The following is a 25,283-nucleotide window of genomic DNA, read 5'->3' on the forward strand; positions in this document are numbered from 1 at the left end:
CCTGATTTCCGCTTCCTTACAGGGTCGAGGTAATTCATGAATGCGTATAATCGCCGCTTAAGCGGCGTACTGATCGCGGGCGCTATCGCGCTGACGTTGCTGCCGTGGTATAGCCTTGAAAATGGTTTTTTCGATGGCGGCTGGCTAACGACGTTATGGGGCGATGCTGCCAGCGCGCCCGCGCTATGGCAGATTGTTACGTTTGAACATCCGTGGCTGGCTATCGCAACCGGGCTATTTTTACTTTGCGGAGCCAGTTGCCTGTTGCCTTCAGGTCAGACGCGAAGTTTGCTGTTGCTGGGTCTGAGCGCAGTCGGCGTCGCTTATCTGGTTGTCGAGGGACACGCGATCGGTTACAGCGGCTGGAACTGGATCTGGCTGGAAAATCTGCTTGGCCCGCTGGCGCAAGGCCAACCCGCAATGGGCGCAGGCGCGCTGCTGCTGCTGACCGTTTTTTTGCTTATTTTCTCGTTTGCGCTGGCTGAGCGTGGCGTACTGCGGGGCGATGCATTTGTCGTGGCATCCATTGTTTTGCTGGTGGCGCTGGTCACGACCTTTGTGCTGTATCCCGTGCTGAGCCTGTTTGTGGCCTCGGTGCAGGATATTGACGGCAGCTTTAAACCCGATGGCCTGATCAACAATATGCAAGATCCCTCAATCTGGAGCTTGTCATGTCTGGCTGGTGGCACCTGCGGCACCGCCTGGCGCACCTTGTGGCTGGCTCTGATGACCGCCAGCGGATCCACGTTGCTGGGATTGGCCTTTGCGCTGGCGGCCACGCGTACGCCGTTGCCGTGTAAAAAGCGCTGCGCATGCTGACCATTCTGCCCATCATCACGCCGCCATTTGTGATTGGTCTGGCGTTGATTCTGTTATTTGGCCGTTCGGGCGTCGTCACTGCGCATCTCGCCACGCTGTTTGGTATTGAACCCGGCCGCTGGTTATATGGCTTAACCGGTATCTGGATTGCGCAGGTGCTCTCCTTTACCCCCATTGCTTTTCTGGTACTGATTGGGGTGGTGGAGGGCGTCAGTCCTTCTCTGGAGGAAGCATCACAAACCTTACGCGCTAATCGTTGGCGCACCTTCAGCCGGGTTTCGCTGCCGCTGATGGCGCCGGGTCTGGCAAATGCCTTCTTAATTAGCTTTATCGAAAGCATGGCGGACTTTGGTAATCCGATGGTGTTGGGTGGCAGTCACGGCGTGCTTTCAACCGAGATTTTCTTCTCGGTTGTCGGTGCACAAAATGATCCGAGCCGCGCGGCGGTACTGGCGATGATTCTGCTGGGCTTCACGCTGGCGGCATTCCTGATCCAGCGCCTGTGGCTGTCTGGCAAAAGCTTTGCCACCGTGACCGGCAAAGGTGATGGCGGCACACACGGTAAATTGCCCGCACCGGTACGTTACAGCGTGTATGGCCTGGTGATCCCTTGGGGCATTTTTACCCTGGTGATTTACGGCATGATCCTGATCGGCGGGTTCGTGCAATCCTGGGGGCTCAATAATAATCTCACTCTCGATCACTATATTCACGCCTTCAGCGTCAGCGTCAGTGATGGCAGCCTGATATGGAGCGGCGTGGCGTGGAACTCGTTCTGGACCACGCTGGAGATCGCCTTGATTGCTGCGCCGCTCACCGCCATTGTTGGCCTGCTTACCGCCTGGCTGATTGTACGGCAGAAATTTGCGGGGCGGCAGACGTTTGAATTCATGTTGATGTTGAGCTTCGCCATCCCCGGCACCGTTATCGGCGTCAGCTACGTCATGGCTTACAACTTGCCGCCGCTGGAAATCACCGGCACCGCGATGATCCTGATTGCCTGCTTCGTCTTCCGCAATATGCCGGTCGGCGTGCGTGGTGGCATTGCGGCCATGAGCCAGCTCGATAAAAGTCTTGATGAAGCTTCATTAACTCTGGGTGCCAACAGTTTCCGCACCTTACGCAAAGTGGTGCTGCCGCTGCTCAAACCGGCAATCAGCGCGGCGCTGGTGTATGCCTTCGTGCGCGCCATCACCTCCATCAGTGCCGTGATTTTTCTGGTCAGCGCCCAATACAACATGGCGACGTCTTACATCGTCGGGCTGGTTGAAAACGGTGAGTATGGCGTCGCCATTGCTTATTCATCCGTGTTGATTGTGGTGATGTTAGTCATTATCGGCGCGTTTCAGCTGCTGGTGGGCGAACGCCGCTTACGTCGCAGCACCCGCAGCGTGGACGTTCCCACGCCGCCCCCTTCGGTATTAACTCAGGAGCGAATCGTATGATCTCACCCGGATCGGTTGTTTTTGAACATGTCTCCAAACGCTTCGCCGGATTCACCGCGCTACCCGATCTCTCCTTAACGGTTGAGCCGGGTACGCTGGTCACGTTGCTGGGGCCTTCCGGCTGTGGGAAAACCACCACGTTGCGGCTGCTGGCCGGGCTGGAGCATCCCACCTCGGGCCGCATTTTGATTGGGGGTAAAGATGTTACGCAGTTGCCGGCCAACGAAAGGGATGTGGCGATGGTGTTTCAATCCTATGCGCTGTTTCCGCATATGAACGCCTTAGACAATGTCATGTATGGGCTGCTTTCCTCTGGGCTCACCAAGCGGGAAGCGCAGGATCGGGCGCGTGAAGGGTTGAAGCTGGTTGGGCTGGAGCATCAGGGAGAGCGGCTGCCCTCGGAGTTATCCGGTGGGCAACAGCAGCGTATCGCGGTGGCGCGAGCGTTGGTGCTGGAGCCGCAGGTGCTGTTACTGGATGAACCCTTATCCAACCTGGATGAACGGTTAAGAAGGCGAGTACGTACCGATATTCGTGATCTGCAACAGCGGCTGGGATTTACCGCTGTGTATGTGACGCACGATCAGGAAGAGGCGCTGGCGGTCTCTGACAAGATTATTGTCATGAAAGAAGGAGATATTGCTCAGCAGGGCGCGCCGGAAACGCTTTATCACTCGCCCAGCTCGGTCTTCATCGCTGATTTTATGGGAGAAGCTAACATTGTGCCCTGTGAAGTCGAACAGCTGGAAGGCAGCGAGGCGCTGGTCAGGATTGGCAGCCAGCAATATCGCATACGTGGAGAGGGCGCGCAGAAAGGTGCTGCGCAGCTGGCGGTGCGGCCGCAATTTATTACGTTACGCGGTGAAGGTACGGGCGCATTAAAAGGCGAAATTACCCATAGCACCTGGCTTGGCAATCACATTGAATATGAAGTGCAAACCGAACTGGGTTCGCTGTTTATCGTCGATTCAATGATGGAGCAACGGCTGGCGTTATCGACCCGCGTTGCCGTGGATTTTAAACCGCAGGGTTTGGCCCTGATCGCGCGTTAACCGGTTAACTTCAAGGAGAACCTATGGAACAGCAAAACAGTGAACTTTCCGCACGTCTGGCGTTAGCGGAAGCCGTGGCGCGCAGCGGCGGCGCGGTTGCCTTAGATTATTTCAATCGCCGCGAAACGTTGGTGATAGAAACCAAGCATGATTTGCAGGATGTGGTGTCAATTGCCGATCGTGAAGTGGAGCAGCTGATCGCCGCCCGCATTAGGGACACGTTTCCCGACGATGGATTCCTCGGTGAAGAATATGGATTGCAGCCGGGAAGCTCGGCGTATACGTGGGTGGTCGATCCGATCGATGGCACCAGCCCATTTTTGAATGGCATGCCGAACTGGTGCGTGTCAGTGGCGGTACTGCATGAAGGCGTGCCGGTGATCGGCGTGATTTTCGCGCCTTTTTATCAGGAGTGTTACGTGGCGGCGTTGGGCCAGGGCGCGACGTTGAATGGCCGCACATTACAGGTTGATGCTACGCGAACCTTACAAAATCATGTCACCGGTTTTGGGGCGAACAGTTATGTCAGCCCGGAAAAAGTGGGCGAAATCCTCGCGTCTCTGCTGGCTGCGGGGGTAATTTTATTCGCATCGGTTCGGGTGCGCTGATGCTGGCGTGGGTAGCGGCAGGACGCGTCGTTGGCTATTACGAACCCTATATGCACGCCTGGGATTGTCTGGCGGGTTACTGTTTAGTGAAAGAGGCGGGCGGTTGGTATCATCCGTTTAATACCGAAGGCGAACGCCTCACTAAGGGTGCGCAGGTTTTAGCAGTGGCACCGGGCGCCGAAGCCGATTTACGGCGCATTGCCGGTCTCTGACTCCTCGACACCGCAGGCCGTTAACCCCGCCTGCGGTGTTCATTGACATCACCTTTGCGCCACTTCGATGCAAAGCGAGCATCTCTTCTGTAAAGCAGCCCCTCCAACGCCGTAAAGACAATTAACCCGCTGTGCGATCACCTCTCGCTTAAATCATTTATTAGTTCAACTAAATAGGCTCATAAATGAATAGGCATAATGGCTAGAAATATTTCTGTTAGGATTTTTATTACACATCCTTGGTGTGGTTTTTGTGCTGCACAGTAAAAAAAGCACGCGATATGCTGCGCAGAAAACAGGTAGACGACGAGAAGCTTCGCGGATTTTTTACTTTTAGCCGGTCGGTGTTTTACACCTTTATGGCCATTTCCCTTCACTGGAACAGGTAATCGCAATGTCTGAGAAAATAACTCTTCAGTTGATGATCAACGATGAGACGCAACACCTGACTATTGATCCAAGGGTAACGCTGTTGGATGCGCTGCGTGAGCATTTGCAATTAACCGGCACCAAAAAGGGTGCGATCAGGGTCAATGTGGTGCTTGTACTGTGCACGTAAACGGGCAGCGCGTATTGAGTTGTTTGACGTTAGCGGCACAAGCGCAAGGCGGGAAAGTCACCACTATCGAAGGGCTGGCGGATAAACAGGGCAAACTGCATCCGGTGCAATCCTGCTTTATGGCTAATGATGCCTTCCAATGCGGTTACTGCACGCCGGGCCAAATCATGTCTGCCGTCGCCTGCATCAAAGAGGGCCACGCCGGTAGCGACGCTGAAATTCGCGAATATATGAGTGGCAATCTTTGCCGCTGTGGTGCGTACCCCCACATTGTTGAGGCGGTAAAACAGGCCGCAGCAGAAATGTCAGGGGATGCATCATGAATGAGTTTATCTTTAAAACCCCCGCCTGCGCCGACGAAGCCGTTAAGCTCAACGTGGCTGAATTCTCACGTTTTTTAGCCGGGGGGACCACGCTCCTCGACTTAATGAAATGCAATGTTGAAGCGCCGCCACAGCTGGTGGATATTTCCCGCTTAACCACGCTGCGCGACATCAATTTCAGTCACGATACGTTACGTGTGGGCGCCCTGGTTCGCATGAGCGAGCTGGCAGCAGATAAAGAGTGTCAGCGTCTGGCACCTGCTATCTATGAAAGCCTCTGGCAGGCAGCCTCACCGCAAATCCGTAATATGGCGACCATTAGCGGCAATTTACGGCAGCGTACGCGCTGCGGCTATTTCCGCGATCCCGCTACGTTCCCCGCGTGTAACAAGCGTCAACCCGGATCGGGCTGCTCGGCAATTGAAGGAATCAATCGCGGTCACGCTATTTTAGGTGCCAGCGAAGCGTGCGTGGCGGTTTATCCGGGTGATTTGGCCGTGGCGTTAACCGCTTTTCAGGCGCAGGTGATCCTCCGCAATAGCCAACAGCAGGAACGTCGTGTACCGGTTGAAAAGTTCTTTCTGCTACCACGCGACACGCCACATCAAGAACATGATATTGCCGCCGACGAGATGATCGTCGGCGTAGAGGTGCCTTTGTCTGCCGCGTTACGGCAGTCTCACTATTTGAAAGTGCGCGATCGCGCATCTTATGAATTTGCGGCGGCCAGCGCGGCGGTGGGCGTTGAGATGCAAGGCGACATCATTAACGATGTGCACATTGCTATCGGCGGCGTGGCCACCAAACCCTGGCGTGCTTATGAAGTGGAAGATGCGTTGCGCGGTAAAGCCTTCAGTGAAGTGCTGATCCGTCAGGCATCCGAGTTGGCGGTGATTAACGCCAAAGCGCTGTCGCATAACCAAGCCAAAATTGTCCTGATTCCGCGCGTCATCAGTCGGGCCTTATTAGCGGTAGGGAAGCCTTCATGAAAAATCACACTGACAAAACGCGCAGAAATTTGCTCAAGGCCACCGCCGCTGTGTCGGTGATGGCCGCAGGAGGTCTCCACGTGAAAAGCGTTCGCGCCGAACAACAACATCAGCTGCCCCTTTCTGAACAGACGCCGCCTCAACAGGGTTTAGGTGCTGCGCCACAGCGTAAAGATGGCACGTTAAAAGTCAGCGGGCACGCCACGTATGCCGCTGAACATCAGGTTGAAAACGTGCTGTATGGCGTGGTAGTACAATCAACTGTCTCCAGCGGCCGCATAACGGCAATGGAGACACAGGCGGCCCGCCGCGCAGAAGGCGTACTGGCCGTTTATTCGCACCTCAATAGCCTGAAAATTAACAAACCGAGGTCGATTCCTGAGGGCGGTGCTGCCCAAACCACCTATCTCCCGATTCAGAACGATCGCATCATCCATAACGGGCAGAACATTGCCTTGGTGGTGGCAGAAACCTTTGAGCAGGCAACACATGCCGCCTCCCTGATTAAAGTGGCGTACGCCGAGACGCCCGCGCTGATTTTCCCGGAAGACAAAGGCGCTAAACCGCAGGATCAGGATTCGCTGACGATCACCATGGGAAATGCGCAGCAGGCAATGGAACAGGCCGAGGTGCGAATTAAAAATAAATTTATTACGCCGCGTGAATACAACCAGCCGATGGAACCGCACGCCTGTATCGCGCACTGGCAGGATGACAAGCTGACCGTGTGGGAACCGAGCCAATGGGTTGCGGGCGCGCGTACCGCCATTGCTGAATGGATGGGAATCGATATCAGCAATGTTGAGATTATCTCACCTTATGTTGGTGGGGGTTCGGGTCAAAAGCGTCGCCTGCCACTCACGTTGCACTCGCCTGCGTGGCCTCACGTGAACTGAAGCGTCCGGTGAAAGTCGCGCTAACGCGCCCGCAAACCTTTACCGGTTTTGGTGGCCGTGCGTCTACCCATCAATCTCTGGAGATGGGCGCAACGCGCGACGGTAAAATCACCGCCATTATTCATGATGGCTATAACGAAACGTCCCTTGATGATGTGTTTGCCGAAGGCACCAACCGTGTCACTGCGCGGATGTATGCGATTGAGAACGTGACCTCTCATCATCGCGTTGTCCCGATTAACACCGTGACGCCTGGATGGATGCGCGCGCCAGGTGAAAACCCCAGCGCGTTTAGCCTGGAAGTCAGCATGGATGAAATGGCCTATGCACTGAATATGGATCCGCTGGCGTTGCGCATAAAAAACTGGGCCGATCACGATTATCAACAGGGTAAACCCTGGAGTTCTCGCCAGCTGAAAGAGGCGTATCAAAAGGGCGCTGAAGCATTCGGCTGGAGTAAACGCAGTATGGAACCGCGTTCGATGCGCGAAGGGCGAGAGCTGATCGGCTGGGGAATGGCCAGTGGAACCTATCCAGTGAACCTGCAACCGGCGGAAGCGACTCTGGTTCTGCAACCGGATGGACACCTTACGGTGAAGAGCGCGGGCGCGGATATCGGGACCGGCACTTACACTATCCTGGCGCAGACCGCAGCCGATGTGCTGAAAATTCCACAAGATCGTATTCAGGTTGAACTGGGCGATTCGCGCCTGCCGTCAGCGGGCGTGGCCGGCGGGTCTCAGTTGGCAGGTAATCTCACCGCGGCCGTGTTTAAAACGGCGCTGGCTTTACGTGAACGTCTGTTCACGCTGGCCATCGAAACCCCTGATTCACCGTTGTTTGGTACACCGCGTGACAAGTTAGTGGTCATGGATAACGGCGTGGCGATGACTATGCGTCCCAACCGTAAAGTGACGTTTGAACAGTTGCTGTCATTAGCGGGTTTACCTTCGCTTGCACTTTCTGCTGATACCTTTAAAGGTAATGCCTCCGCTGAAGAGCGCGACAAAATGCTCAGCGCACTCAATACCATTACGCGGCCAGAAGATGTTTCGGCACATAGCTGGAGCGCGCTGTTTGTTGAAGTTCGCGTGGATGAAGACTTCGGCACGGTACGCGTGAAGCGTATGGTCGGTGCTTTTGACAGCGGAAGGCTCTATAACCCCGCGCTGGCACGCAGCCAGTGGATTGGGGGAATGGTGATGGGACTGGGACAAGCGTTGTTGGAAGAAGGCACCCTTGATCCGCGTAATGGTCGGGTTATCAATAATAATCTCGCCGATTATTTGGTGGCGGTGAGTGCAGATGTGCCAGAAATCACTACGATTGATGTCGGTCAGCCAGATTACAAGGCTACAACGATGGGCGGCAAAGCGGTGGGTGAACTGGGTATTGTCGGCATGGCTGCGGCAATCAGTAATGCGGTGTTCCACGCAACCGGTAAGCGCGTACGTGAATTGCCCATCACCATGGAAAAACTGATTTGATTGGATACTGCGCGCAGGGCTTTTGCCTGCGCCTCGTTTGTGGCCTTTACCTCGGTACGCATAAATGAACGTGGCAATTTTGGTGATGGCTGCTGGCTTCGGGCGGCGTTTTCGCGAGCAGGGCGGCGGTCAAAAACTGTTGGCTGAGATTCAGGGGCTTCCCATGTTATCGCATACCCTGCGCCACGCCCTGGCGACGGGCGCCGACGTGTACGTTGTTACCCAGCCAGAAGATCGGGCGATACACGCGCTGCTCAACGGATGTCAGCCCATCTATTGCCAGAGCCAGGGGTTGGGTGAGTCGATTGCTGCAGGCGTCCGTGCAACGGCGGACTATGACGGCTGGATTATCGCGCTCGGTGATATGCCGTGGCTAAAAACATCCAGCTATTTGGCTGTTATACATGCGCTAGCGACTGAATCCATAGTCAGGCCGCTGGTGGATGCTCAGGCCGGTCATCCGGTGGGCTTCAGTCGAATTTTCTATCCCCAGCTGGTGGATTTGCACAAGGATGAAGGGGCGCGTTCGATACTGGCGGCGCATCCCGCCACCTTAATTACGTTGCACGATCCCGGATGCCTTCACGATATCGATTATCCCGTCAACCTGAACTCGGGAGAACAGAATGATTACGCTTGATCAACGGGTTATTGATTGTGCTTTGTGCTGGCATCAGTTACAGCAGCCGGTGTGGCTCTGTACCGTTTTGCATACGTATGGCTCGTCACCGCGTGCGCCCGGCACCATGATGACCATTAACATTCAGGGTGAACATTGCGGCTCGCTTTCGGGCGGCTGTATTGAGGAAGATTTTCTGCAACAGCTGGCGTCAGGTGCCTATCGTGATAGCAGCCAAATTGTGCGCTATGGCGAAGGGGGATTACGTCCCAATGTTGCGTTGCCGTGCGGCGGCAGTGTGGATGTGTTGATCGAGTATCTTCCCGCTGACACGGAGAGTTATGCATTGCTTACCGCCATGCAAACCGCGTTGATCGGTAAACAGCATCTGGTAAAGAATGTGCAGCTTGGGCAACGCGCCGCGTGGGAGATCGTTTCTACAGCGCATGTACTGCCCGCGTTATCGCATCAGCAGAATCAGGTCGTGATCCCCGTAGGTGCGGTGCCGCAACTGTTGATTGCCGGTTATTCGGTGGTGGCGTTTGAGTGCATTCGGCTTGCGCTGATCCTCGGTTTTAGGATCACCGTCTGTGAACATCGCCCCGAGCAGCTGGCTGAAACAGAACGCCATTTTGGCGCGGAATATCATGTCACTATTGTGCCGCAGCATCCGGCTAAGTGGCTGGAGAAGCATGAAATCAGCAGTAAGGTGGCGATACTTTCTCTGACGCACGATCCGCGTATTGATGAACTCACCATGATGGAGGCGGTTAATACCCCTGCGTTTTATCTCGGTGTGATGGGTTCAGTTAAAAACAGCGCTAAACGCCGACAGCGGCTGGTGGAGATTGGGGGACTGAGTGAAGAAGAGCTGACACGCATTCAGGCGCCCGTGGGCATTAGGATTGGCAGTAAAACACCGGCAGAGATCGCCTTGTCGGTGATGGCAGATGTGGTAAGGGTCAAAAACCTTTAACCGCTGAAGTGGGTTAGCCCGCAACAAGGCTAACCCAACACGTTAATTAATTTCTGTCGCGTATTGTTCAACTGGCGTGATTTTCTTAATCAGCTTGTTATCAAATAAAAACTGCTCATAAGCCTGATAACGCGGTTTATCTAACTTCGCAGGCTCCGTGGCAAACAGCGGCAGCGTCTTCATCCACGCCTGATGATTCAACGGGGTATTTAACTCAGGATGCTGACGAGCAAAAACGTTCCAGCTCTCTTCAGGATGCGCACGTAAATAGGCTGTACCTTTCTCTAGCGCGATAAGAAACTTTTTGATCTTCGGTTCGGCAACGGCATCGCGGTTAGCCACAATAATTAATTCATCGTAAGCCGGGACGCCATAATCCTCGACGTTAAGCACAACCGGATCTTTACCCTGCAATGTCATCTCCAATGCTTCGATATTGCGGTAGCCGCCAATCACGGCATCCACCTTTCCGGTTAACAGGGCGCTGGTGAGCTGAAAGTTTACGTTGATCAGTTTGACTGCGTTTGCGTTGAGATTTTCATGTTTGAGCATGGTGGCCAATGTCGCCTGCTCAATGCCGCTCACAGAATATCCCACGGTTTTACCGTTGAGATCGGCTGGCGTCTTAATGCTTTTATCCAACGAAATAACGGTGTTAAGCGGCGTGTTAATTAAGGTGCCTACGCGTACCAGCGGCAAACCCTGATCGGCAAAAAAATGGATTTGCGGCTGATAGGTAATGGCTAAATCGGCCTGTTTAGCCGCCACAAGGCGGGGCGGTAAAGCGGGATCGGAAGGGGGATAATCTGCACATCCAGCCCCTGCGCGCTAAATGCGCCGATCTGCTCAGCCACCATGATTGGCGCGTGGTCGGGATTGATGTACCAGTCGAGCATGAGCGTGAGTTTTTCATTGGCGCTGGCGCTGGTGGCTAAAACGGCGCTGGCAATCAGGGCGGTTAGTCGCGTTTTAAACAGGGTTTTACGTGGGGGATTGAGGTTATTCATCGTTGTCAGGCATCCAGTTGATTACACGTTTCAGCAAAGCATCAATCACGCTCCAAAGCAGAAGCGTCATCAGCACCAAAATAAACAGGGCGGCAAAGCACATATCACTCTGCATTCGAGCATTGGCATTCAGCATGACGTAGCCCAATCCTTCAGCCGAACCGACCCATTCGCCGATGATCGCGCCGATCGGGGCCACGGCGGCGGCCATGCGCAATCCTGAACCAAACGCAGGCAAGGCCGCCATCAGGCGTACGTGACGTAACTGGGCATACGGCGAAGCGCGCAGGGTGCGGGCTAAATCGAGGTAGTCGTTATTGACGCGGCGCATACCGTCGAAAAACGTGGATGTGACCGGAAAGAAAATCACTAACACTGCCATCACCACTTTTGCGCTCATGCCAAAGCCAAACCACAGCACCAGCAGCGGGGCCAGCGCAAACACCGGAATCGCCTGGCTGGTCAATACCAGCGGCATCAGCCAACGTTGCAGTCGTGGCGAGTAGATCATGCACAGCGCCAGGCTACAACCGAGCAAGACACCGATGACGAATCCGCTGGCAATTTCTGACAGCGTAATCAGCGAGTGGTAGGCGAGGAACGGCGCATTATCCCAGGCGGCAAGCAGCACGGCGCGCGGCGCGGGCAGCAAGAAAGCAGGGATGTCACCCCATGTTGTTGCCAGCCACCAAACGCCAATCAGGCCGATAAACACGCTGAGCCCACGCCTGCTGCGTGCCAGACGATTGTGTTTCATCCTGCCGCCTTGATCAGTTGTTGCAACAGCTCAGCCTGACTTCTCATCGAATCGAGATCGTCGGGCGCACGCGGCGGTAATCCAGCAATGCTGTGCGAGTCGTCAATGCCGAAAGGATAGGAGAAAGCACCAACAAACGGTGACTCAAGCGGCAGGCTTCAGCGGGATCGTGGGTAATCAACAGCACGGTATGTTGTGCCAGTAATTCAGCCGCCAAGGTTTGAATTTGCGTGCGGGTAATGGCATCCAGCGCGGAGAACGGCTCATCCATCAATACAATCGGTTGCCGTTCATAGAGGGTACGGGCCAGCGCAGCACGCTGACGCATACCGCCGGAAAGGGTGGCCGGCAGGGATTTTTCTTCGCGGCTCAAGCCTACGCGCGCCAGCAAATGCCTTGCCCAATCGCGATCGACTTTTTCGCCCCGCAAACGCGCGCCCAGTGCCACGTTATCTATCACCGATAACCACGGATAAAGCAGATCTTTTTGCCCCATCCAGGCAATGCGACCCGCCAAGGGTTGATTATCGCTGCCCGTTACCGAGCCAGACGTGGGTGGCGCAAGGCCAGCAATAATGCGTAACAAGCTGCTTTTCCCTGCACCGCTGGCCCCCAGAAGCGCCACGAATTCGCCGCCGGTGATATCCATATTCAGCCGGTCAAAAATGATCTGCTCACCGAACTGTAAGCTGAGATCGCGTACTTTAATACCGGGAATGGCGCTTAGCGGCTTCATGCGGAAATCAACGCGTTTGAAGTGTTACCGGCATTGAGTCCCATTTGCCAAAATGCGCTCTCTAAGCGCGTTGCAGTGGTGAAGATATTGGCTAGCGCATCAAAACGGCTTTCACCACCGCGCTGGCGGGCAATATTTTCAAACAGCGTCAGTGAAGCCTGCACGCCAGCCAAATAGCTTTCATCGCCATAGTTTTGTATCCACGCAGCATAGGGATTATCGCGCATCACAGTGGCGGGATTGTTTAATAAACCAAGCCCAATTTCGGCATAACCTGCGACACAAGGCATCAATGCCGCCAGCAAATCCAGCGCATCACCGGAATGTCCAATATCCAAAACGTAGCGGGTGTAGTTCAGCGTTTCTGGCGCTTCAGCGTCGTTGACGATGTCGCTTTCGCTCAATCCCCATTGCGCGCAATACGTGAGATGCAAGGGCAGCTCACTGACAATAGCGTTGAGGGATGTGGTTGCCGCACGCATTTCGGGTAGTGTGTGGAGTTTGCTGACCAACAAGGCGTAAGCGCGGGCAAAATGCAGCAGGAAGAGATAATCTTGCGTGAGATAACGCTGAAAAGCGGCGTGCGGCAGGGTACCCGCAGCGAGCTGTTGCACAAAAGTGTGCGAGACATAATCGTGCCAGTGTTGACCCGCCTGCTGGCGAAGACGGCCATATAAGCCATCATTGAACATTGAGAGAGACATGGGACCTCCAGTGATAAGTGGAGATCCGGGCATACTGAGGTAAGAACAGGCATTTGCTGAGTGCAATATTGCCAACCCGTCCCTTCGCTGGCATGACCCAGATCAGGTTCAAAGGGTTCGGCTTACGCCATCTCAGCCCATTTCAGGACACCCCTCGGAGACACTTTTTATACGTCAATTAAAGGGTGAATTCAACGTGTCGATATTGTGGGTTTGGCCGAGTTAGCCACGCTTACTGCAAATTTCCTTCTGCTTTTAACAGAGAAACCTCTCTTTAACCCTTCAGGAGCACGTCATGGTTTTGGATACACGCTATTCGCTACAAACGCTTTCGCCACCGCAATGCTTCCGTCATATCGCGAGCCCCGTTTTATCTGATGAAACCCTGAAGCAACGCGTGGTTGAAGTGGTTAATATGATGAAGCAGCACGGGCTGGCGCACTTGGTTATCTATGCAGATAAAGAACATGGCGGCAATTTTGAGTATCTGGCGGGGTTTATTCCGCGTTTTGAAGAGGCACTTTTAGTACTCAGTGATCAAAGTGTTATTAGTTACATCATAGGTAATGAGAACCTCAAACTTGTGCCTTATGCACGTAATGCAGGATCACCTCTGCATGCGCCGATCTTTTCGCTGCCCAATCAACCCATGACACATGAACAGCCGTTAGAGACGTTGCTCGCAAGCGCAGGTTTAATCGCTGGGCAAAAAGTGGGCGTCGTCGGATGGAAGCTTTTCACCGGCAATGCTGAGCAGCGAAGCAGCCTGTTTGATGTTCCTGCATTTATTCTTGATGCGGTTAAGAAGGCGGCAGGGGGGCAACATTGTGTTGTTAACGCAACGGGGATATTTATCTCGCCTGAATATGGCGTTCGCCGCATAAACCGGGCAGATGAAATCGCTTTTTATGAATATGGCGCCAATTTGGCCTCAACCAATGTCCTTAGCGCGCTGGACAGCATTGAACTCGGCAAAAGCGAAAAAGAGATCGGCCATTTGCTGGCTGCCGACGGTCAACCGAATAACGTTATTATGATTGCCGCCAGCGGGGATCGCTTTGCGCATGCCAACCTTTATCCTTCGGATAAACGCATCTGCCTGGGCGATAAGATCTCGCTGACGGTAGGCTTCAAAGGTGGACTCACCAGTCGCTCAGCCTATGCGGTTGCCGACGACACCGCGTTGCCCGACGCGGTTTCTGACTGGCTGACGCAGTTAGCCACGCCGTATTATCATGCCGTGGTGACCTGGCTCGAGAGTTTGCGGGTAGGCATCACGGGCGGAGAAATGTATGCCATTGTCGAGAGTGTTCTACCAAAAGCGCGTTATCACTGGCATTTGAATCCGGGGCATTTGGTGGCGGATGAAGAGTGGCTTTGCTCACCAATCTATCCTGATTCCACAATTCCATTAACCAGCGGGATGCTATTGCAGATTGATATTATTCCCTCTTTGCCGGGTTATGGCGGCAGTAGCATAGAAGATACGGTTGGGCTGGCAGACATTACATTGCAACAGCAGCTAGCGGCACAATTCCCCGAAGTATGGAAAAGGATGGAAATTCGCAAACGTTATTTGAAAGAGGTATTAAATATTAAGGTTTCAGATGAGGTGATTTTACTTTCTAATACGGTAGGTTATCTGCGTCCTTTTTTGTTGGATAAAACGCGCGCACTGGTTCGCGTTAAGTAATGAGCAGGTCGCATTTACATTATGACTAACAGGCGTTAACGATGAGCAGTGACATTAACTCTTTATCTTTTCTTGGACCGCGAGTCGCTATTATAGGGCCATCTAACAGTGGGAAATCGACGCTGGCCAATGCGATTTCTCATAAAACATCTTACCCCGCAATACACCTTGATCAGCTTTATCATTTACCTGGCACGCATTGGCAGGCGCGACCTAAATCGCATTTTTTAGACCTGCATCGGGCGGCTATCGATCAAGAGTGTTGGATTATTGAGGGTAATTACTCCAGCTGCCTGAAGGAAAGAATGGATCGCGCAACAGGTGTAATTTTACTGGATATCAGTTTACCCTTGATGCTAATGCGTTATTTTCGCCGTACCGTCTTTCAGCGTGAACGAATAGGTGGCGTGCTGGCAGAACATCAGCGCGATCGCATTAATAGCGACATGTTGAAATATCTGCTTTTCACCACCCCGAAGAATAGAGCGCATCACCGGGCGATATTTGATGAATTAACAATGCCAAAAGTGGCCTTGTTATCAGCAGAGCAGGTGAAGCGTTGCTGGAAAGAGTGGGCGTTGAAATGAACCCGGTGCAGCGGACGTCAGTGGTTAAAAAGAGAAGGGGATACATAACGAAGAAGCCAACGTGTTGGCCACAGGCAGAAAACGATTTCCATATAATGCAGGATATTCGGTCAAGCGAAGTTAAACAGATCAATCTGCTTCTTAACGGATAAGGCGTAATAAAGATACGCCCAACGTGCTATTTTCAGTGAATCTCAATGTTATTTACTGAAGGTTTAGACATGCGCGTAAATAATCTGCTCGAAAATTTTCGCATAATAGAATCATGAGACTTAAGTGATTGATTAGCGTTATTATCACTCTGTAATAAAGGTGAAATTTTATTACTTTTAAGCATTTTCTAACAAGATTGTTATAGCTATATGTCGATAATTCCTACTTTTATTGTCTGCCTTTTTGCAGGTGCTTACCCGTTAAGGTCAGCGGCCTGGCAGATATTGCAGGAGGTATTTATGGCGATATTTTTACCGCTATTACGATTGTATGGCTTTTCCGCCGCCGCAGAGTCGCGAAGGGCGCAGATCGGGTCTATACCTAACGGAATTATCCATTTTTTCACTCTGGCCGTAGGCTAATTATGCTGCACAAAACTAAATATAATAATCTTACGCTGTGCTTCAAAGAGAGTCGTGTTCCGTATAACGAGATCCTGGAGGATTTTGTTCATTTACGTCTTCCGATACGTAAGGTGTTCCGCAACAAGGACAATACCAAGGTCATGCTGGTCCAGCACCAGGAACAATTATATATATTGAAAGTATTCAAACCCAACGGTAAAAAAATCGAAAGGGTGCTTAAATCCTTTTTCAGAAAGGATTACTTTTTAAGTCTGATTCAACTCAACGATGAGCTCTGGTCAAGAGGCATGCGTTTTCAAAATGACGTTTACCTGTTAGCGCAGCGCAAACAGGGGCCTTATACCGATCTCTACATCATGTTGAATGAATACATTCCCGGCACGGTGCTGAATGAGTTTGATGTCATTCCTGAGGTAATCAAACAGGACCTTGTGCATAACATGGCGTTATTGCATCAACATAAACTCATTTCTGGTGACGCCCATAAAGGCAACTTTATCCTTTCTGAACACGGGCTGCGTATCATCGATTTATCCGGTAAGAAGTTCACCCGACGCAGAGTGGCAGAAGATCGCCTGGCGCTGGAGAGCCGTTTCAACATCAAGGAGATAGAGAGGGACTTTTCCTACTATCTGCTCAAAGCGAAATTCCACCTCCGACAAAAAATCAAAAGCGGTAAGCATGTTCTGGCGAAGATGTTTGCCTTTTAAAAGATATTTTCAGCAAGTGCGCAGTGTTTCTGTTTCGGCCAAAAAGTGACGCTTGCTGAGCTTTTCTGCGGCAAGTGCAGGCCGAAACCGGCGTAACTTTCGCGTAGCAGCGTCAAAACGGGTAGCCTGAAAAAGAGCGGTAAAGCTGACATATCGATATAGCCAAACGCGGACATCTGAATTTAGCCGCCATAATCCAAAGTACGCATAATGTATATTATGTTAAATAGGATAAACATCGGTGCCGCTAAACCTGCCTATAAGCCCTTTACTCCCTTTTCCATCTTACCTTCATTCATTCAAACCCGGCTTTCCATTACAGCGCGCATCCCAGGTTATCCTGTCAGCTTTCGAGGTCGATTTTGTTTTTACACCAGCGTACTCTTTAGCAACGACATTTAAACAGCCCTCATCACACCTTATGATTATTCGTCCTTCCCAACACTGGTTCCGCCGTTTGTTTGTCTGGCATGGTTCCGTGTTATCAAAAATTATGTTTCGCCTGTCACTCAACGTGTTGATGTCTGTTATCGCGGTACTGAGTTACCAATGGTACGAGTCGCTGGGCGTTCACCTCACTCTTGCACCTTTTAGCTTACTTGGCGTGGCTATCGCTATCTTCCTTGGTTTTCGTAACAACGCCAGTTATGCCCGCTTTATTGAAGCCCGCACGCTTTGGGGTTCATTGTTGATCACTCAGCGCTCGCTGTTACGCCAAATCAAAAGCACGCTGTTGTCCGATGACGCTGCGGTTCGCGAAATTTCTGCACTGATGATGGCGTTTAACTGGAGCCTGAAACATCAATTGCGCCAAACCGACGGACGCGCTGATCTGCTCCGTCTACTGCCGCCACGCTGGCATGATCAGGTAATGAACGATCCATCGCCGTGTAATCAGCTATTACTCTGTATGGGGATTTGGTTGGGTGAACAGCGTCAACGTGGCGTAATCTCTGATATTGTCTGGCAAAGTATTGATGCCAATATCAATCATCTCTCTCAGGTGCTGGGCGGTTGCGAGCGTATCGTGACAACACCTATTCCTTTTGCATACAGCCTGATATTGCATCGCACCGTTTACCTGTTCTGTACCCTATTGCCTTTTGCGCTGGTCGCCGATTTGCACTACATGACGCCGCTGGTATCAGTGTTTGTTTCCTATACTTTTTTGTCACTGGAATCATTGGCAGAAGAACTGGAAGATCCCTTTGGTATGGCTGCCAACGACCTGCCGCTGGATGCGCTTTGTGTGATTATCGAGCGCAATTTAAAGGCGCTGCAGGGTGATTACCCGCTTCCCGAGCCCTTGAAGCCAGACAACCATTACAACTTAACATGATTCAAGGGCTAAACCCGGCGTGTGGGTGCCGGGTTTATTTAACATAAAAAGCGCGCATCAGGGTTTAATCCATGCGGCTATACACTCTTTCATCACGCGCAAACGCTCTGCCAGCGCCGCTTTTTCACTGAGATCTTTTTGATACAGAATCGACAGCGTTGATTGGTTGATCAGATAAAAGAAACCCAGCGCTGAGATATTGATATTTAGCTGCATGACATCAATATTCGTCCTAACGTTACCTTCAAGGACGCCGCGTTCCAGCAGGCTTTTGGTAATGCTGATCCAACTCTGGTTGATCTCTACGGTCACAGATGAATCTTTGAGATGCCGCGCTTTGAGTTGGTTTTCACTGTTCAGCAGACGGATGAACTCTGGATTTTTTAGATAATAGTGCCAGGTGAACTCAACCAGTTTGAGGATCGCTTCATTGGCAGGAACTTCATCCAGCGACAGCGCCGCTTCGTGCTCACGTATATCCCGATACGCATCTTCCAACACCCGAGTAAACAGCACATCTTTGTTGGTGAAGTAGTAGTAAATAAGCTGTTTATTCGCCTGAGCACGTTCTGCGATACTGTCTACACGCGCCCCGTCAAACCCCTTCTCTGCAAACTCTGCACGGGCAGCCTGGAGAATACGCTGCTGTTTATCAGCCGAATCATTTTTATCTTTAACGCCCCTGTTAGCCAAACTCCTCTCCTCATTTTCGCTGCGCTTTTCAACAGTATAGTGCCTTAATTTGTCGGTAAAACAAGCAAGGTAAAATTTTCAACCAACTAGTTGGTTATGTGAAATTGATCAAAGTTAAAATGTTTTTTGACTCCTATAGTGAAGCCATCAACCAGTTAGTTGAATAACTATTAACCGGCTTGCTCATCGTTTCCTGAAGATTTGAGGCGTTATGTCGTCTCGATCACAACTCATGCGGCAAAGCGATTTTCAACAATGAGGTGAATGAATGGCTCAGATTCCCGTTGGTATCATCATGCATGGCGTTACAGGACGGATGGGGAAAAATCAGCACTTAATCCGTTCGATTGTACAGATTCGCGAGCAAGGTGGCGTGCCGTTGGCCAATGGTGATCGCCTCATGCCTGACCCGATCCTGATAGGTCGCAACGCGGAAAAGATCGCCGCACTGGCGCAGGAATTTGGCATCAACCGCTGGGGAACGGATGTTGATGAAGCACTTGATAACGCGAGTGACATCATCTTTTTTGATGCGGCGACCACCCAGGCGCGCCCTGCTCTGCTGAAAAAAGCCATCAGCAAAGGTAAACATGTTTATAGTGAGAAACCGGTGGCGATGGGCCTGGATGACGCGTTGGATCTTTACCATTTCGCCCAGGAAAAAGGCGTTTGCCACGGTGTCGTTCAGGACAAACTTTGGCTGCCGGGCTTGCAGAAACTCAAGCTGCTAAATGAATCGGGCTTTTTCGGTAAAGTGTTATCGGTGCGTGGCGAGTTTGGCTACTGGGTATTTGAAGGCAACCTGCAACCTACGCAGCGCCCATCGTGGAATTATCGCAGTGAAGATGGCGGCGGCATTATTCTCGATATGATTTGTCACTGGCGCTATGTCATCGACAACCTGTTTGGTGAGATTAAAAGTCTCAGCTGTATTGGCGCAACCCACATTCCTCAACGCTGGGATGAGCAACATCAACCCTATCAAGCCACGGCGGATGATGCCGTTTACGCAACCTTTGAGCTGCACAACGGCACGATTGTGCAAATCAACAGTTCCTGGTGTGTTCGCGTTCGCCGAGATGATTTAGTGACTTTTCAAGTCGATGGCGTTAACGGTTCGGCGGTTGCCGGTCTAACTGATTGCTTCACCCAAGCCAACGTCAACACGCCAAAACCGGTGTGGAACCCCGATGTTCGCCAGACGCATAACTTTTTTGCCGACTGGGCGGAAGTGCCTGAAACCCAAACTTATGACAACGCGTTCAAAGTGCAGTGGGAACTTTTTCTGCGGCACGTTTGGGGCGAAGGCGATTATCGCTGGGGCCTGCTGGAAGGCGCCAAAGGTCTGCAACTGGTGGATCTGGCACTTAAAAGCTGGAAAGAGCGGCGCTGGATTGATGTGCCTTCATTAGAGCGTTGAGGATCACATCATGCAGAGACCCAATCCACATAAACTTTCGCTGAATACGGCAACGGTTCGCCAGCAGTGGAATCTCCAGCAGATTATTGAAGGTTGTGCCCGCCACGAGATTCGCGGCATTTCACCCTGGCGCGATCAGGTCGCCGAGCTGGGGCTCAAGCAAACGGCCCGGCTGATTAGAACACATGAACTTAGCGTCAGCGGATATTGCCGCGGCGGGATGTTTCCGGCTAATACCGCTGAACAGCGCCATAACAACCTCAGCGACAATTTTCGCGCCGTGGATGAAGCGCTTGAGTTAAACGCGGCTTGTCTGGTGTTGGTGGTGGGCGGATTACCCGCTGGCTCCAAAGATTTAGCGGGCGCCCGTCAGCAAGTACATGACGGCCTGAATACCTTGCTGGAATATGCCCGGCCCCGCGGAATGCCGTTAGCCATTGAGCCGCTGCATCCAATGTATGCCGCTGATCGGGCCTGCATCAATAGTTTAAAGCAGGCTAACGATCTGATTGACGATCTGGGTGATGAGGGATTGGGCCTCGCAGTCGATCTCTATCACACGTGGTGGGATGCGGATTTTCATCACGAAATCCGGCGAGCGGGGAAAAACGACTGCTGGCTTTTCACATCTGCGACTGGCTTAACCCGACACAGGACATGCTCGAAGATCGCGGCATGATGGGCGATGGCGTGATCGATATTCGCGGTTTTCGTCTGGCCGTTGAAGCACTGGGTTATGACGGTTTTCATGAAGTCGAAATTTTTCCCGCCTCAACTGGTGGATGAAAGATCCTGACGAGGTGCTGCGCACCTGCAAAATGCGCCATCAGGAACACGGTTAAACATCACTTGTATCTGACAGAGCTGAAAAGCTGTTTTCGTCGGTCAACAGACATGTCGAGAAAAATATGAATACAGATACCCGAAAAATGATTCTGGTCACCGTGCTTTGCGGCCTGGGATACATGATGTACTCGGTTGATCGAATGACGGTGTCGTCGGCGATTGGCCTGATTGCCGCTGAGTTTGGTCTGGGTAAAGGCGAAAGCGGCATCCTGCTCTCCTCCTTCTTTTTGGCTTTATTCTCTTTCTGTTTATTGCCGGGATTATTGCCGACAAGCTCAGCGGAAAACCGGTTTTGATTCTGGGATTGATGATGTTTTCGCTCGCCACTTTGTTCACTGGCGTGGCGGGTAGTTTATCGAGCCTGATTTTTTACCGAGTGATGACCGGCATCGGTGAAGGCATCTTCTGGCCTGCCGCCTCGCTGGAGGTCGCCAATGTCACCAGTGATAAGCAACGTACTACGGTAATGTCGCTTTACTGGATGGGTTATCCGATTGGTGGCTTTCTCGGCACGTGGATGGGCGCGGTGCTGGGGCCGGTGTTTGGCTGGCGCGTGGTGTTTTATGTCGCCGGTGCGATGGGCATGCTCGTGGCGTTGCTGTATGCCGTATTGGTCAAAAACGATCGTAAACCGGCCGACCTTATTGCCCGTCAGGCGGCTGAGAAAGTGCCGCTGCGCACGCTGTTTCGTCATGCGCCAGTGATGATGATGGCCTTCTACTACTTCGTGTTGCTGGCCGGTTGGTGGATTGTGCTGCTGTGGGCACCGAGCTATCTCATGCAGGTGAAAAATCTGACGATCGGTACCGCTGGAACCATTGCCAGTTTGCTGGGACTCACCGGCGCGCTGGGTGGCTTCCTGCTTGGCCGTTACTGCGATAAAGGCGATTTTCTTCGCCGCCGCAACATCCTGATGACCATCACCATTGCCAGCGGATTTCTGATGGCGGCGATGGTTGTCAATCTCTCCGTTCCGTTGGTGATTGTGCTGGTGATGCTGCTGGGTTTCTTGGGCTATCCCATCACGCCTATCGTGCTGTCTATTACCGCCGAACTGGTTCCCCTTCTCTACGCGGCTCGGCCATTGGCTTTGTCATGAATATGGGAATGGCGGCAGGCGGCATCTCGCCCATCGTGGCAGGTTATTTCGCTCAAACCTACACGCTGCAACCCGTGTGGCTGGTAGCTGCCGCAGTGATCCTTTGCAGCAGTTTTGTGCTGCTGGGTGTGCGTAAACTCCCCGTTTCCGCCACAAAAACGCCGCAGACGCCGTGCCGCATGGGCGTCTGGTTAAGCATTAATCGAGAGGGACAGAAAATGACGATCAGTAATAAGGTGCGTTTAGTGGACAGCGACGGGCAACCGTTCAGCTATGTGGTGAAAGGCCAACGAAACTGGAGCGTACCGCAAAACCGGTGTTTAACCGCAAGGTGTTTGCCGCGGCACACGTGGTCGCTGATCCTGTAAAGATGCAGAATCCTACACGTGATATGGCTATCGACTGGGAGTCAACGCTGGAATATCGACGCCATCTCATGTCACTGGGTTTTGGCGTGGCAGAAGCGATGGACACCGCTCAGCGCGGCATGGGACTTGACTGGCCAACCAGCCTTGAGCTGATTCAACGCAGTGTGGCCCAGGCAAAGGATTTTCCGCAGGTTACTATTGCCAGCGGCGCGGGCACCGATCACCTGACTGATTTCACGGGTTTGACCTTAAATGATGTGACCAATGCTTATGAACAGCAGATTGCGGCCATTGAAGCCTGCGGTGGTCGCATTATCCTGATGGCGAGTCGGGCACTGGCCGCCATCGCTAAGGGGCCTGAAGATTACATAACCGTCTACGACACCGTGCTAAAGCAGGTGCGTGAACCGGTGATTCTGCATTGGCTGGGTGATATGTTTGATCCGGCGCTGCGGGGTTACTGGGGCGCCGGGCAGATCCACAGCGCCATGGAAATTTGCCTGTCGGTGATACGCAACAATGCAGCGAAAATCGACGGCATCAAAATCTCATTGCTGGATAAAGATCGCGAAATCGAGATGCGCCGTCAGCTTCCCGCCTCCGTCAAAATGTATACCGGCGACGACTTCAATTATCCCGAATTGATTGCGGGCGACAGTCAGGGCTATTCACACGCACTGCTAGGGATTTTGGATGCGATTGCACCGGCAGCCTCCGGCGCGCTGCATGCGCTGGCGCAAGGCGATCAGCAGAAATATCATCAGATTCTTGCTCCGACGTTGCCGTTGGCACGACATATCTTTGCCGCTCCAACGCAGTACTACAAATCGGGCATTGTGTTTCTGGCCTGGCTCAATGGACATCAGCGTCATTTTACCCTGCTGGGCGGTATGCAGAGCGCACGCAGTCTCTCACATTATTGCATGCTGTTTCGCCTGGCTGACGAAGCGGGATTACTCGATAACGTTGACGTTGCGTCGGAAAGGATGTGGTTACTGGCTAAGCTCCATGGGATTTAAACGGTTCCCCTTCGCTTCAAGGCAGAAACGGAGGGGAAATACCCTGGCGGTGGCGACGTCACCAGAACAGTAAGCCAGGCAGCAACACCCCGCCGCCGATCATGCCTGTATGAGCGAGTCGAAAAAGGCTACAGCAGAGAATCTGTTTTGCGTTTTTTAGGCCGTTTCACATCCGTTTTTAAAAAGAGGTTATTGGTTGCGCCCGCCTTGGTTAAAGAACGGCTGATCGCCGCCTGCAACTCAGGAAACTCGCCAAACAGATCTGGGTTTGCTAACTGATCGCTAATCAAATCAGCGAACTCCTCCAATACGCTGGCAGGTTTAATGATTTTAAGTTCGCGACCAAATTTGATCAGGCTATCCCGGTCTGGGAATAGCTTGCTTTTATTCATTTTCAGCGCCATTTCTTTATCGTTGGTGGGATAGATAAACGTGTTAACCACATCATAAAGCGGCGAAAGTGTTGGGGTCGGCTCACCGTTTGCGGAATATAACAGTGAGAAATTCTTGAGATGTGCATCGCCGTTGCCCACCATGCAGCTGAACAAAACGTAGCGCCAGTAAAGCTCAACCTGAGTCTGATCGCGTGTAAAAAGAGCGACAATTTTGGCGCCGGTTTCATAAGAGCCGGCGTACTTATGATCAGAGGTTTTCCCCGCCAGGACGCAGAAATCTTCCATCGCTAAACGCTTATCGCCCGCGATATCGAAACGCTCCATGATAAACAGCTCTTTATTATCGGACAGCCAAAACGGCGCGACCGGTAATCCACAGGTTTTGGCCAACGACATGCAGATAAATTCATTTTCTGCCAGCCGTGGATACTCTTCATCGCCGGTTTTCGCGATCAAATTGGGATAAAGCACTGCGCCTCGGCTTTCAGTGCTGATCATCACTTTGGGTTGTACACCGGAAATAGAGGTGTTGAGCAGATATTTATTCAGTAGATATTCGAATGCGCTCTCTTTGTGATCCCATTTCAGCAGCTCTTCAAGCTTTTCTGGCGCTGGCGTGGGCAAATCAATATTGCTCACGTATGAGAGTGCACCGATGCCCGTATCCTGTTGCAAAGCAAGAAACAGCATGTCTGAAATGTTTCCCACGTAGCGGCGTAGACGTTCAGCAATATGATAGCGAACGTAGCCTTCCGGGATATTCATTTCAAAGATGTTGAACAGCCGACTGGCGTTGTAACTCATTTTGTTATCGGGCTGCATGGTCAGCGACACGCGCCGCCGGCGGGTGTCAGCATAGGTGAAATTGTAACTGCCGTGTTCGTGGATGAGCTTGCCGCTGTATTCACCGCCGTTATACACATCGATATGACGTACAGGTTGTGAAAGCTGTTTGAGGTCAGTCATCGTCAAAGAGCGCCTCAAGTTCATCCAACTGCGGTAAACCTGAAGACTGAACGGTTAATATCAGTTCCACCGCCGTCAGATAAAGGGTCAAGGATTTCAGCGAGCCGGTGTAGGCACCGTTCTCAATTTCTGAAATTACCGTTCTTTGAATGCCAGCACGCAAAGCCGCAGCGGATTGCGTCCACCCTTTTGCTTTGCGTTTTTCACGGCACTTCATTCCTATCGCTTTCAAACCCGGCAGCATAAGCCCTCAAAATGTCACCATATAGTGACAATAATGCGCAATTCATCATAATGTCACTATATAGTGACATATTCAACCCGTTTTTCCTCTTAAATGCGCGACGTTAACAAGCGCGGTGTTTGTAACAAACAGCCAAA

22 protein-coding genes, 5 pseudogenes and 1 riboswitch are annotated in these 25,283 nt (G+C 52.2%); of the genes and pseudogenes, 20 read left to right on the plus strand and 7 right to left on the minus strand.

Annotated features, from left to right (window positions below):
* Positions 1-36 precede the first annotated feature (36 nt).
* The 9 genes and pseudogenes from KQP84_RS12680 to KQP84_RS12715 all read left to right on the plus strand — a co-directional run bounded on the left by KQP84_RS12680 (position 37) and on the right by KQP84_RS12715 (position 9,985).
* Positions 37-2,264, plus strand: a pseudogene (locus tag KQP84_RS12680) (ABC transporter permease).
* Entirely contained in the window at positions 2,261-3,316 is a 1,056-nt protein-coding gene (locus KQP84_RS12685; RefSeq protein ID WP_215846806.1) for an ABC transporter ATP-binding protein, read from the plus strand. Before KQP84_RS12680 ends, KQP84_RS12685 begins: the two are co-directional and overlap by 4 nt.
* A gap of 23 nt (positions 3,317-3,339) precedes the next feature.
* Positions 3,340-4,136: pseudogene (locus KQP84_RS12690) on the plus strand (inositol monophosphatase family protein).
* 394 nt (positions 4,137-4,530) lie between these two features.
* Positions 4,531-5,018, plus strand: a pseudogene (locus tag KQP84_RS12695) ((2Fe-2S)-binding protein).
* Positions 5,015-6,007, plus strand: a complete 993-nt coding sequence (locus KQP84_RS12700; RefSeq protein WP_215846807.1) for an FAD binding domain-containing protein — start codon at positions 5,015-5,017, stop codon at positions 6,005-6,007. The pseudogene KQP84_RS12695 and the gene KQP84_RS12700 overlap by 4 nt, the downstream one beginning before the upstream one ends.
* Before the next feature lie 80 nt (positions 6,008-6,087).
* Positions 6,088-6,903 (plus strand): xanthine dehydrogenase family protein molybdopterin-binding subunit, encoded by an 816-nt coding sequence (locus KQP84_RS25390; RefSeq protein ID WP_309140150.1) that lies wholly within the window; start codon positions 6,088-6,090, stop codon positions 6,901-6,903.
* On the plus strand, positions 6,885-8,390 hold the full coding sequence (locus KQP84_RS25395) for a xanthine dehydrogenase family protein molybdopterin-binding subunit (protein ID WP_309140151.1): 1,506 nt from the start codon (positions 6,885-6,887) through the stop codon (positions 8,388-8,390). Before KQP84_RS25390 ends, KQP84_RS25395 begins: the two co-directional genes overlap by 19 nt.
* Before the next feature lie 64 nt (positions 8,391-8,454).
* Complete coding sequence (locus KQP84_RS12710; RefSeq protein WP_215846808.1) at positions 8,455-9,030, plus strand: nucleotidyltransferase family protein; 576 nt, start codon at positions 8,455-8,457, stop codon at positions 9,028-9,030.
* A complete protein-coding gene (locus KQP84_RS12715) occupies positions 9,017-9,985 on the plus strand; it encodes an XdhC family protein (RefSeq protein WP_215846809.1) in 969 nt (322 codons plus the stop codon). The genes KQP84_RS12710 and KQP84_RS12715 overlap by 14 nt, the downstream gene beginning before the upstream one ends.
* A 42-nt stretch (positions 9,986-10,027) precedes the next feature.
* Here the strand turns inward: KQP84_RS12715 and KQP84_RS12720 are convergent.
* The 4 genes and pseudogenes from KQP84_RS12720 to tenA form a co-directional block, all read right to left on the minus strand.
* Positions 10,028-10,992, minus strand: a pseudogene (locus tag KQP84_RS12720) (ABC transporter substrate-binding protein).
* A complete protein-coding gene (locus tag KQP84_RS12725) occupies positions 10,985-11,749 on the minus strand; it encodes an ABC transporter permease (RefSeq protein WP_215846810.1) in 765 nt (254 codons plus the stop codon). The pseudogene KQP84_RS12720 and the gene KQP84_RS12725 overlap by 8 nt, the downstream one beginning before the upstream one ends.
* Positions 11,746-12,485 (minus strand): annotated as a pseudogene (locus tag KQP84_RS12730) (ABC transporter ATP-binding protein). Before KQP84_RS12730 ends, KQP84_RS12725 begins: the two are co-directional and overlap by 4 nt.
* On the minus strand, positions 12,482-13,189 hold the full coding sequence (gene tenA / locus KQP84_RS12735; protein ID WP_215846811.1) for a thiaminase II: 708 nt from the start codon (positions 13,187-13,189) through the stop codon (positions 12,482-12,484). Before tenA ends, KQP84_RS12730 begins: the two are co-directional and overlap by 4 nt.
* Before the next feature lie 62 nt (positions 13,190-13,251).
* A riboswitch (TPP riboswitch) is annotated at positions 13,252-13,354 on the minus strand.
* Between the two features lie 130 nt (positions 13,355-13,484).
* Here tenA and KQP84_RS12740 point away from each other — a divergent pair.
* The 4 genes from KQP84_RS12740 to KQP84_RS12755 all read left to right on the plus strand — a co-directional run bounded on the left by KQP84_RS12740 (position 13,485) and on the right by KQP84_RS12755 (position 18,096).
* Positions 13,485-14,882: a M24 family metallopeptidase gene (locus KQP84_RS12740; protein WP_215846812.1), complete on the plus strand. Its 1,398-nt coding sequence runs from the start codon at positions 13,485-13,487 to the stop codon at positions 14,880-14,882.
* 41 nt (positions 14,883-14,923) lie between these two features.
* Positions 14,924-15,469: a GTPase gene (locus KQP84_RS26460; RefSeq protein WP_215846813.1), complete on the plus strand. Its 546-nt coding sequence runs from the start codon at positions 14,924-14,926 to the stop codon at positions 15,467-15,469.
* A gap of 577 nt (positions 15,470-16,046) precedes the next feature.
* A complete protein-coding gene (locus KQP84_RS12750; protein ID WP_215846814.1) occupies positions 16,047-16,757 on the plus strand; it encodes a lipopolysaccharide core heptose(II) kinase RfaY in 711 nt (236 codons plus the stop codon).
* Positions 16,758-17,178: 421 nt separating this feature from the next.
* Positions 17,179-18,096: a bestrophin family protein gene (locus KQP84_RS12755; RefSeq protein ID WP_215846815.1), complete on the plus strand. Its 918-nt coding sequence runs from the start codon at positions 17,179-17,181 to the stop codon at positions 18,094-18,096.
* Positions 18,097-18,153: 57 nt separating this feature from the next.
* Here KQP84_RS12755 and KQP84_RS12760 read toward each other — a convergent pair whose 3' ends face one another.
* Positions 18,154-18,789: a TetR/AcrR family transcriptional regulator gene (locus KQP84_RS12760; protein ID WP_215846816.1), complete on the minus strand. Its 636-nt coding sequence runs from the start codon at positions 18,787-18,789 to the stop codon at positions 18,154-18,156.
* A gap of 268 nt (positions 18,790-19,057) precedes the next feature.
* Between KQP84_RS12760 and KQP84_RS12765 the strand changes: the two genes are divergently transcribed.
* From KQP84_RS12765 to KQP84_RS12790, 7 genes are all read left to right on the plus strand, one after another.
* Positions 19,058-20,209, plus strand: coding sequence for a Gfo/Idh/MocA family protein (locus tag KQP84_RS12765; RefSeq protein WP_215846817.1), 1,152 nt, complete (start codon positions 19,058-19,060; stop codon positions 20,207-20,209).
* A gap of 10 nt (positions 20,210-20,219) precedes the next feature.
* Complete coding sequence (locus tag KQP84_RS12770) at positions 20,220-20,888, plus strand: sugar phosphate isomerase/epimerase family protein (RefSeq protein ID WP_252515273.1); 669 nt, start codon at positions 20,220-20,222, stop codon at positions 20,886-20,888.
* Positions 20,837-20,995: a hypothetical protein gene (locus KQP84_RS25410; RefSeq protein WP_309140177.1), complete on the plus strand. Its 159-nt coding sequence runs from the start codon at positions 20,837-20,839 to the stop codon at positions 20,993-20,995. The genes KQP84_RS12770 and KQP84_RS25410 overlap by 52 nt, the downstream gene beginning before the upstream one ends.
* Positions 20,996-21,117: 122 nt before the next feature.
* On the plus strand, positions 21,118-21,351 hold the full coding sequence (locus KQP84_RS12775; RefSeq protein WP_215846818.1) for a hypothetical protein: 234 nt from the start codon (positions 21,118-21,120) through the stop codon (positions 21,349-21,351).
* Positions 21,318-22,154, plus strand: a complete 837-nt coding sequence (locus tag KQP84_RS12780; protein WP_309140178.1) for an MFS transporter — start codon at positions 21,318-21,320, stop codon at positions 22,152-22,154. Before KQP84_RS12775 ends, KQP84_RS12780 begins: the two co-directional genes overlap by 34 nt.
* Positions 22,151-22,522: a hypothetical protein gene (locus KQP84_RS12785; protein ID WP_215846819.1), complete on the plus strand. Its 372-nt coding sequence runs from the start codon at positions 22,151-22,153 to the stop codon at positions 22,520-22,522. The genes KQP84_RS12780 and KQP84_RS12785 overlap by 4 nt, the downstream gene beginning before the upstream one ends.
* The gene (locus tag KQP84_RS12790; protein WP_309140179.1) at positions 22,486-23,541 is read left to right on the plus strand and encodes a dihydrodipicolinate synthase family protein; all 1,056 of its coding nucleotides are present in this window, start codon (positions 22,486-22,488) and stop codon (positions 23,539-23,541) included. Before KQP84_RS12785 ends, KQP84_RS12790 begins: the two co-directional genes overlap by 37 nt.
* A gap of 128 nt (positions 23,542-23,669) precedes the next feature.
* On the opposite strand, the gene KQP84_RS12795 is transcribed toward KQP84_RS12790, so the two are convergent.
* Together KQP84_RS12795 and KQP84_RS12800 are read right to left on the minus strand one after the other, a co-directional pair.
* Positions 23,670-24,902 carry a type II toxin-antitoxin system HipA family toxin gene (locus KQP84_RS12795; protein ID WP_215846821.1) on the minus strand — a complete coding sequence of 411 codons (1,233 nt, stop codon included), beginning with the start codon at positions 24,900-24,902 and terminating at the stop codon, positions 23,670-23,672.
* A complete protein-coding gene (locus KQP84_RS12800; protein WP_215846822.1) occupies positions 24,895-25,146 on the minus strand; it encodes a helix-turn-helix domain-containing protein in 252 nt (83 codons plus the stop codon). Before KQP84_RS12800 ends, KQP84_RS12795 begins: the two co-directional genes overlap by 8 nt.
* Between the last annotated feature and the right edge of the window lie 137 nt (positions 25,147-25,283).

The organism is Candidatus Pantoea bituminis (assembly GCF_018842675.1).
In the GTDB taxonomy this organism is placed as follows: domain Bacteria; phylum Pseudomonadota; class Gammaproteobacteria; order Enterobacterales; family Enterobacteriaceae; genus Pantoea; species Pantoea phytostimulans.

What these genes read in the sequence shown, in the direction of transcription:
- KQP84_RS26460 (WP_215846813.1), top strand. Translation starts at nt 14,924, where the DNA reads ATGAGCAGTGACATTAACTCTTTATCTTTTCTTGGACCGCGAGTCGCT.
- KQP84_RS12750 (WP_215846814.1), top strand. Translation starts at nt 16,047, where the DNA reads ATGCTGCACAAAACTAAATATAATAATCTTACGCTGTGCTTCAAAGAG.
- KQP84_RS12740 (WP_215846812.1), top strand. Translation starts at nt 13,485, where the DNA reads ATGGTTTTGGATACACGCTATTCGCTACAAACGCTTTCGCCACCGCAA.
- KQP84_RS12700 (WP_215846807.1), top strand. Translation starts at nt 5,015, where the DNA reads ATGAATGAGTTTATCTTTAAAACCCCCGCCTGCGCCGACGAAGCCGTT.
- KQP84_RS12765 (WP_215846817.1), top strand. Translation starts at nt 19,058, where the DNA reads ATGGCTCAGATTCCCGTTGGTATCATCATGCATGGCGTTACAGGACGG.
- KQP84_RS12800 (WP_215846822.1), bottom strand. Translation starts at nt 25,146, where the DNA reads ATGCTGCCGGGTTTGAAAGCGATAGGAATGAAGTGCCGTGAAAAACGC.
- KQP84_RS12710 (WP_215846808.1), top strand. Translation starts at nt 8,455, where the DNA reads ATGAACGTGGCAATTTTGGTGATGGCTGCTGGCTTCGGGCGGCGTTTT.
- tenA (WP_215846811.1), bottom strand. Translation starts at nt 13,189, where the DNA reads ATGTCTCTCTCAATGTTCAATGATGGCTTATATGGCCGTCTTCGCCAG.
- KQP84_RS12785 (WP_215846819.1), top strand. Translation starts at nt 22,151, where the DNA reads ATGAATATGGGAATGGCGGCAGGCGGCATCTCGCCCATCGTGGCAGGT.
- KQP84_RS12755 (WP_215846815.1), top strand. Translation starts at nt 17,179, where the DNA reads ATGATTATTCGTCCTTCCCAACACTGGTTCCGCCGTTTGTTTGTCTGG.
- KQP84_RS12725 (WP_215846810.1), bottom strand. Translation starts at nt 11,749, where the DNA reads ATGAAACACAATCGTCTGGCACGCAGCAGGCGTGGGCTCAGCGTGTTT.
- KQP84_RS12715 (WP_215846809.1), top strand. Translation starts at nt 9,017, where the DNA reads ATGATTACGCTTGATCAACGGGTTATTGATTGTGCTTTGTGCTGGCAT.
- KQP84_RS12685 (WP_215846806.1), top strand. Translation starts at nt 2,261, where the DNA reads ATGATCTCACCCGGATCGGTTGTTTTTGAACATGTCTCCAAACGCTTC.
- KQP84_RS12770 (WP_252515273.1), top strand. Translation starts at nt 20,220, where the DNA reads ATGCAGAGACCCAATCCACATAAACTTTCGCTGAATACGGCAACGGTT.
- KQP84_RS12775 (WP_215846818.1), top strand. Translation starts at nt 21,118, where the DNA reads ATGAATACAGATACCCGAAAAATGATTCTGGTCACCGTGCTTTGCGGC.
- KQP84_RS12795 (WP_215846821.1), bottom strand. Translation starts at nt 24,902, where the DNA reads ATGACTGACCTCAAACAGCTTTCACAACCTGTACGTCATATCGATGTG.